General features: G+C 62.2%; 5 protein-coding genes. 3 read left to right on the forward strand and 2 right to left on the reverse strand.

Features of this window, described 5'->3' with window-relative positions; translation table 11 throughout:
- Positions 1–219 precede the first annotated feature (219 nt).
- Positions 220–1983: a threonine--tRNA ligase gene (thrS, locus tag I1969_RS10680; protein ID WP_117584100.1), complete on the reverse strand. Its 1764-nt coding sequence runs from the start codon at positions 1981–1983 to the stop codon at positions 220–222.
- 236 nt (positions 1984–2219) lie between these two features.
- Positions 2220–2651 (reverse strand): double zinc ribbon domain-containing protein, encoded by a 432-nt coding sequence (locus tag I1969_RS10685; protein ID WP_055251579.1) that lies wholly within the window; start codon positions 2649–2651, stop codon positions 2220–2222.
- 486 nt (positions 2652–3137) lie between these two features.
- Between I1969_RS10685 and I1969_RS10690 the strand changes: the two genes are divergently transcribed.
- The 3 genes from I1969_RS10690 to I1969_RS10700 are packed head-to-tail and all read left to right on the forward strand — an operon-like array spanning position 3138 to position 6351.
- Complete coding sequence (locus I1969_RS10690; RefSeq protein ID WP_195235108.1) at positions 3138–4592, forward strand: NAD(P)/FAD-dependent oxidoreductase; 1455 nt, start codon at positions 3138–3140, stop codon at positions 4590–4592.
- A 1-nt stretch (position 4593) separates the two neighbouring features.
- Positions 4594–5949, forward strand: coding sequence for an NAD(P)/FAD-dependent oxidoreductase (locus tag I1969_RS10695; RefSeq protein ID WP_195235109.1), 1356 nt, complete (start codon positions 4594–4596; stop codon positions 5947–5949).
- 3 nt (positions 5950–5952) lie between these two features.
- Positions 5953–6351: a DUF1667 domain-containing protein gene (locus I1969_RS10700; RefSeq protein ID WP_195235110.1), complete on the forward strand. Its 399-nt coding sequence runs from the start codon at positions 5953–5955 to the stop codon at positions 6349–6351.
- The last annotated feature ends 345 nt before the right edge of the window (positions 6352–6696 follow it).

Below are 6696 nucleotides of genomic sequence, written 5' to 3' on the forward strand. Positions count from 1 at the left end.
GGGGCCGCGGGGGCGTTCAGCTAACTGCGGGAATGGCCTATTTGCTCAATGTGTTCGGCTGAGATCGGAAATCAACCTCTCCATACCCCTCTACAAAAACCTGTACCTTTTTGTGCAACAAAAAAAGCCGCGCAACCAGCGGCTTTTCTTATTTGGGCATGAAAAAAGGCGACCGCCCTTTATGGACGGTCGCCTTTGTTAATAGTTGTGCAGCTTGCCTTAGGCGCGAGTCTTGATCTCCTCGAGCACCTTGGCAACAAACTCGTCAACGCTCATCTGAACGGTCTCGTTGGAGCGATCGCGGACGGAGATGTTGCCGGCCTCGACCTCCTTCTCACCCAGAATGAGCATGTAGGGCACGCGGTCGATGCTGCGGGCCTCGCGGATCTTGTAACCGATCTTCTCATCGCGATCGTCGCAGACCACGCGAATGCCGGCCTCCTCCAGCTTGGCGCACACCTCGTGGGCGTAGTCGCGGCTCTTCTCGGAGACGGGCAGCGCCTTGACCTGCACGGGAGCCAGCCAGGTGGGGAACTTGCCCGCAAAGTGCTCAATCAGAATACCAATGAAGCGCTCGATGGAGCCAAAGCATACGCGGTGCAACATGATGGGGCGCTTCTTAGTGCCGTCGGCGTCCACGTACTCCAGATCAAAGTTGAGCGGCATCTGGAAGTCGAGCTGCACGGTACCGCACTGCCAGGTACGGCCGAGCGAGTCCTCCAGATGGAAGTCGATCTTGGGGCCGTAGAAGGCGCCGTCGCCCTCGTTGACCTCGTAGTCCATGCCCAGCTTCTCCAGAGCGGTACGCAGACCCTCCTCGGCGCGAGCCCAGTCCTCGTCCGAGCCCATGGAGTCCTCGGGGCGGGTGGAAAGCTCAACGTGGTACTTAAAGCCAAACTTCTGGTACACGGAGTCGATCAGGTTGACCACGCCCACGATCTCGTCGGTCAGCTGGTCGGGACGCACAAACAGGTGGGCGTCGTCCTGGTTAAAGCAGCGCACGCGGAACAGGCCGTGCAGGGCGCCACGAAGCTCGTGACGGTGCACCAGGCCAATCTCGCCGGCGCGAATGGGCAGCTCGCGGTAGGAGTGCGGCTTGGAGGCGTACACCAGCACGCCGCCCGGGCAGTTCATGGGCTTAATGCAGTACTCTTCGTCGTCGATGACGGTGGAGTACATGTTGTCCTTGTAGTGGTCCCAATGGCCCGAAGTCTTCCACAGCTGCTTGTTCATGATGAGCGGCGTGGAGATCTCCACGTAGCCGGCCTTGTGGTGGATCTCGCGCCAGTAGTCCAGCAGCGTGTTCTTAAGGATCATGCCGTTGGGCAGGAAGAACGGGAAGCCGGGGGCCTCGTCGCGCATCATAAAGAGGTCCATCTCGCGGCCGATCTTGCGGTGGTCGCGCTTCTTGGCCTCCTCCAGCATGTGCATGTGCTCGTCGAGCTCTTCCTTGGTGGCAAAGGCGACGCCGTTGATGCGGGTAAGCATCTTGTTGTCCTTGTCGCCCTTCCAGTAAGCGCCCGAGACGCCGGTGAGCTTAAAGGCCTTGAGCGCCTTGGTGTAGCAGATGTGGGGGCCGACGCACATGTCGATGTAGTCGCCCTGCTGGTAGAAGGTGATGCGGGCGTCGTCGTCCAGGTCGCCGATATGCTCGACCTTGTACTTCTCGCCGCGCTCCTCCATAAGGGCGATGGCCTCGGCGCGGGGCTTCTCGTACACGGAAAACTTGAGGTTCTCCTTGACGATCTTCTTCATCTCGGCCTCGATCGCGGGGAAGTCGTCCTCGCTGATCTTGACGCCCTCGGGTAGGTCGACGTCGTAGTAAAAGCCGTTGTCGGTCGCGGGGCCGTAGGCAAAGTCGGCCTCGGGATAGAGACGCTTGATGGCCTGCGCCATGATGTGCGCGGCGGAGTGGCGGATGACGTGCGTGACCTCGTCCTGCGGGAGCTCGGCCACCGAACCGTCATTGTAGAGTGCCTTCATGGGTATGTTTTCTCCTCTCGGATGCCTGATACAAGTGTGTGCGATGCGCTCGGCGTTTTTGACTTGCATCATTATAGGCAGGTTGCCTTGGTATACAAGCGCCCGCCGCACCTTAATGGCACGGCGGGCGATTTTCTACGCATGCTTCATCGTGTGGGGGCGGGGCTGCGGGATGCGCGCGGCTTGCGCGGGACGCGCGGTGCACGTGGCCTGCGGCCGGCCCGGCGATGGATGCGTTACTGGATGCGAGTTCGGCAGTAGGGGCAGACCTTCCAGTGCGCATCGAGCGGGCGATGGCAGCTGGGGCACACGTTGCGAACCTGGGTATCGCACACCGGGCAGACGACGAAGTCCTTCTCGATGGGCGCGCCGCACTGCGGGCAGGTTCCGTACTGGGCAAGCTGGCGCTCGCGCAGGGCCATGTCCAGCTCCTGCTCCTCGCGGTCGGACGCGTAGGAGTGCGGGCGCAGGACCAGGTAAGCGATGAGGCCCACAAACGGGATGAGGGCGATGATGCCCCATGCCACGTAGGCGCTGGCGCCGCGCCGGCGAGCGTCGATGAACACATAGACGACCGACAGCACATACAGGGCGATGATGAAGCCAACGAAGGCATAGACGACGCCCATAAGCTGCGGCGACATGAGCTCGGAGATGTACTTGGACATTACGGGTACCTTTCGGAATATTAACAGTCCGGTCAAGTTTACCACGGGGTTTGTTTATATGGGACCACGGCTAGGGGCGGGGCTGGCGCGGACACAAACATCTCAATCTGTAACAGTTGGGAGCGGAATCCAGGTCTAGATGTTACAGATCGAGACAAACGGAGGACCCGCATGGCAAATGTCTCAATCTGTAACAACTGGGACCAAATTACCCCTCTTACTGCTACAGATCGAGACAGAAGAATCTCTCCCCGACTTCAATCTCAATCTGTAACAACTGGAAGCCAAATCCTCAGCTTACTGTTACAGATCGAGACAAAACTTCAACGTGGTAGCCGGCAGACGAGGTTGTCGACGTTGCCGGGTCTCCCCTCGCCTGCCGTTGGCGGGTGTTGCGGGGCTGTTCGCCGCATTGCCGCCGCACTGGGCGTGTGCAGACCGTAGGATAGTCTTATTGACATCCTGTCAACTGGTCTGGGAGGCACCGTGGCAGAAACGTTTGATAGCGCAATCGTGGGCGCGGGCATCACCGGATGCGCCATCGCGCGGCAGCTCGCACGCTATGACCTGTCCATCTGCGTGGTCGAGACGGCCAACGACATCGCCCTGGGCGCATCGAAGGCAAATGGCGGCCTGGTGCACGCCGGCTACGATCCGGCGCCGGGAACCGTAAAGGCACAGGTCAACGCCCGAGGTTGCGAGCTTTACGGCACGTGGGCCCAGGAGCTGGGCTTTCTGTTCCGCCGCACCGGATCAATGGTGCTGGGCTTTAACGACGAGGACCGCGCGCACTTGGAAAAGCTGCGGCGCAACGGCCTTGCCAACGGCGTGCCCGAGCTGTCAATCGTCGGACCCGACCGCATCCGCGAGCTGGAGCCGCGCGCGAGTGCCGATGCAACGTGCGCGTTATGGTGCCCCTCGACTGGGTTTGTCGACCCGTTTGAGGTTGCCATCGCCGCGCTGGAGAACGCCGTGGCCAACGGGGTGACGTTTATGCGGTCCGCGTCGGTGGAAGCAATTGAAGTCGCGGGCTCGGGCGACGACGCGCACTTTACGCTGGCGACCCCCGCTGGCAACGTGCGCTGCCGCTACCTGATCAACGCCGCGGGCAACGGCGCCGCCGACATCTCGCATATGGCGGGCGCCGAGGAGTTCCAGATGATCTGGCGCCAGGGCAACATCGTGGTGCTGGACAAGGAGCCACGCACGCTCATGCCGCTCTACCCCGTGCCGACGCCGGTGTCGAAGGGCGTTATCGTGACGGGCACCGTGCACGGCAACACCGTGATTACCGCCACGGCCGCCGTGCGCGAGCCGGGCGACACGCAGACCTATGCGAGCGATGTGAATGCGCTGCTGACCGGCGCGCGCAAGCTGGTGCCCGATCTGGATACGCGCCGCGTGGTGCGCGCATTTGCCGGCGGGCGTCCGGTCATTCAGGGAACGAACGACTTCTTTATTGGACAGTCGGCCGTGGTGCCGGGGCTTTTCCAGGCGGCGGGCATTCAGTCGCCGGGTGTGGCGAGCGCGCCGGCCATTGCCGAACGCATGGAGCTTGTGATGCGCGAGGCGAGCGTGGAGCTGCACGAGCGCGCCGATTGGGATCCCGTCCGCCGTGCGCCGGACGACTTTGACCGCGCACCGCTTGCGCGCAAGGAGGAGCTGATCGAGTCCGATCCCGCGTGGGGGCAGATCGTATGCCGCTGCGAGACAGTGCCCGAGGCCGAGATCGTGGCCGCGATCCGACGCCGCCCAGGCGCGGTTTCGGTCGAGGGCGTCAAGCGCCGCTGCCGTGCCGGCATGGGTCGGTGCCAAAGCGGCTTTTGCCAGAGCCGTGTGGTGGCGATTCTTGCCCGCGAGTTGGGCTGCGACCCTAGCGAGGTATTACTGGAGGACGCCGGCTCCTGGCTGGTCGAAGGACCTTTGAAGGGGGTGCGCTAGGATGGCGGAATTCACATCGAGCGCTAATGATTGCAGCGTCGTCGAAGCCGTACAAACGCAAGCCTTCGACGTGGTCGTTATCGGCGGCGGACCTGCCGGCATGGCGGCCGCGCTGGCCGCGCATAAGACAGGCGCACGCGTGGCCATCGTGGAGCGCGAGCAGCACCTGGGCGGCATCCTCCGCCAGTGCATCCACCCCGGCTTTGGCCTGTCGCACTTTAAACAGGAGCTCACCGGTCCCGAGTACGCGCAGCGCTTTATCGACCAGGTGCACGCAACCGACATTGCGCTGTTCCTGGACAGCATGGTGATTGGGATTGATTCAGGCGAGCCTACGGAAGACACCGCGGTCCATACCGTCACGCTCATGAGCCCTGCCGGCATGTTGCAACTCACCGGACGCGCAGTCGTCCTTGCCATGGGTTGCCGCGAGCGCACGCGCAGCGAGATCAAAATCCCCGGCAGCCGACCCGCCGGCGTGTTTACGGCGGGTCTGGCGCAGCGATACATCAATATCGAGAACCTCAAACCCGGCTCGCGCGCCGTCATTTTGGGTTCGGGCGATATCGGGCTGATCATGGCACGTCGCTGCACGCTCGAGGGGATTTCGGTCGAGGGCGTGTACGAGCTCATGCCGTACGCCAACGGCCTACGCCGCAACGTCAAGAACTGCCTAGACGACTTTGGAATTCCGCTGCACCTGTCCACCACCGTCACGCGTGCAATCGGGCACGATCGCGTGGAGGCCGTCGAGGTGAGTCAGGTCGACGAGCATCTGGCGCCCATTGCCGGGACGGAGCGCATCGTTCCGTGCGACACGCTGCTGCTTTCGGTTGGTCTGATTCCCGAGAACGAACTTTCGGTTGCCGCGGGCGTAGAGCTTGACCCGCGCACGCGCGGGGCCGTAGTGGACCAGAGTCTGCAGACGGGCGTGCCGGGCATCTTTGCCTGTGGCAACGTGCTGCACGTGTACGACCTGGCCGACAACGTGACGACCGAGTCCGAGCGCGCCGGCGCGGCCGCGGCGGCGTGGGCGTTGAGCGGCGACGCCGGGGCGAGCGCTGCGAGAACGGGCTGCGAGCTCACGGTCTCCCCTGCCGGCAACGCGAGCTACGCGCTGCCGGGACGCATTACGGCAGTGGCACTCACCAAACTCAACTTCCGCGTGCGCCGACCGGTCGATACCGCTCGAGTACGCATCTTGGCCAACGGCGAAGAACTTTTTGCGGGCAAGGTCCGCGCGTTTAAGCCGAGCGTTATGGAAAGCTTCCCACTGCCGTCAAAGGTCATCAAACAAGCGCTCGACCTGGGTGCCAGTGAGATTGTCCTATCCGTCGATCCCGTTGAGGAGGCATAAACCATGAGCAAGAATGCGACCGAAACGCTGCAGTTCAACTGCACGACCTGCCCATCCGAATGCCTCCTGACCGTAGAGGTAGAGCGTGACGCAGACGGCGCCGTGGTAGAAGTGCGCTCCGTAACCGGCAACAGTTGCCCGCGCGGTGATAAGTTCGCACATCAGGAACTCATCTGCCCCATGCGCGTGCTCACGACGACCATAGCGGTCTCCGGCGGCGGCGAGGCCTTGCTCCCCGTGCGCACCGCCGAGGCCATCCCGCTGGCACTCCACGCCCAAGCCATGAACCTCATCCGAGGCCTAGTCGTCAACGCCCCCATCCGCATTGGCGACGTCGTGCTGGAAGACCTTCTCGGCACCAGCATCGACCTCGTCGCCAGCATGGATATCGACCGAGTCTAAGTAACTAATTAGGGACGGGCTCTTTAAGCTACCCTGCCATCCACCCTGCCCTCCTCAGTTGCGGTGGAATAGTTCCTGATTTCCGCCAAAACCCCGGCATCTAGGAACTATTCCACCGCAACTATCCTTGGAATTGGTATTTAGCTTGTGCCTACTTTAGTGCCATTTCAAAACTATGCCGGATTACGGGGCTGATTCGGAGACCCCCATCCATACCGGCAATTTTCGATTTTTGATAAGCCGTCTACCTGCACTGATAATTGTTCTCGGGGGAAGCGGGCACTGCGGGGCGCGGCAACGGCGCGCGATTTCCGCGTCGCAGCGCTACCCTGATGCTGAATGCCG

The sequence above is a fragment of the Collinsella aerofaciens genome (genome assembly GCF_015548375.1).
Lineage (GTDB): Bacteria > Actinomycetota > Coriobacteriia > Coriobacteriales > Coriobacteriaceae > Collinsella > Collinsella aerofaciens_AB.

What these genes read in the sequence shown, in the direction of transcription:
- I1969_RS10700 (WP_195235110.1), top strand. Translation starts at nt 5,953, where the DNA reads ATGAGCAAGAATGCGACCGAAACGCTGCAGTTCAACTGCACGACCTGC.
- I1969_RS10685 (WP_055251579.1), bottom strand. Translation starts at nt 2,651, where the DNA reads ATGTCCAAGTACATCTCCGAGCTCATGTCGCCGCAGCTTATGGGCGTC.
- thrS (WP_117584100.1), bottom strand. Translation starts at nt 1,983, where the DNA reads ATGAAGGCACTCTACAATGACGGTTCGGTGGCCGAGCTCCCGCAGGAC.
- I1969_RS10695 (WP_195235109.1), top strand. Translation starts at nt 4,594, where the DNA reads ATGGCGGAATTCACATCGAGCGCTAATGATTGCAGCGTCGTCGAAGCC.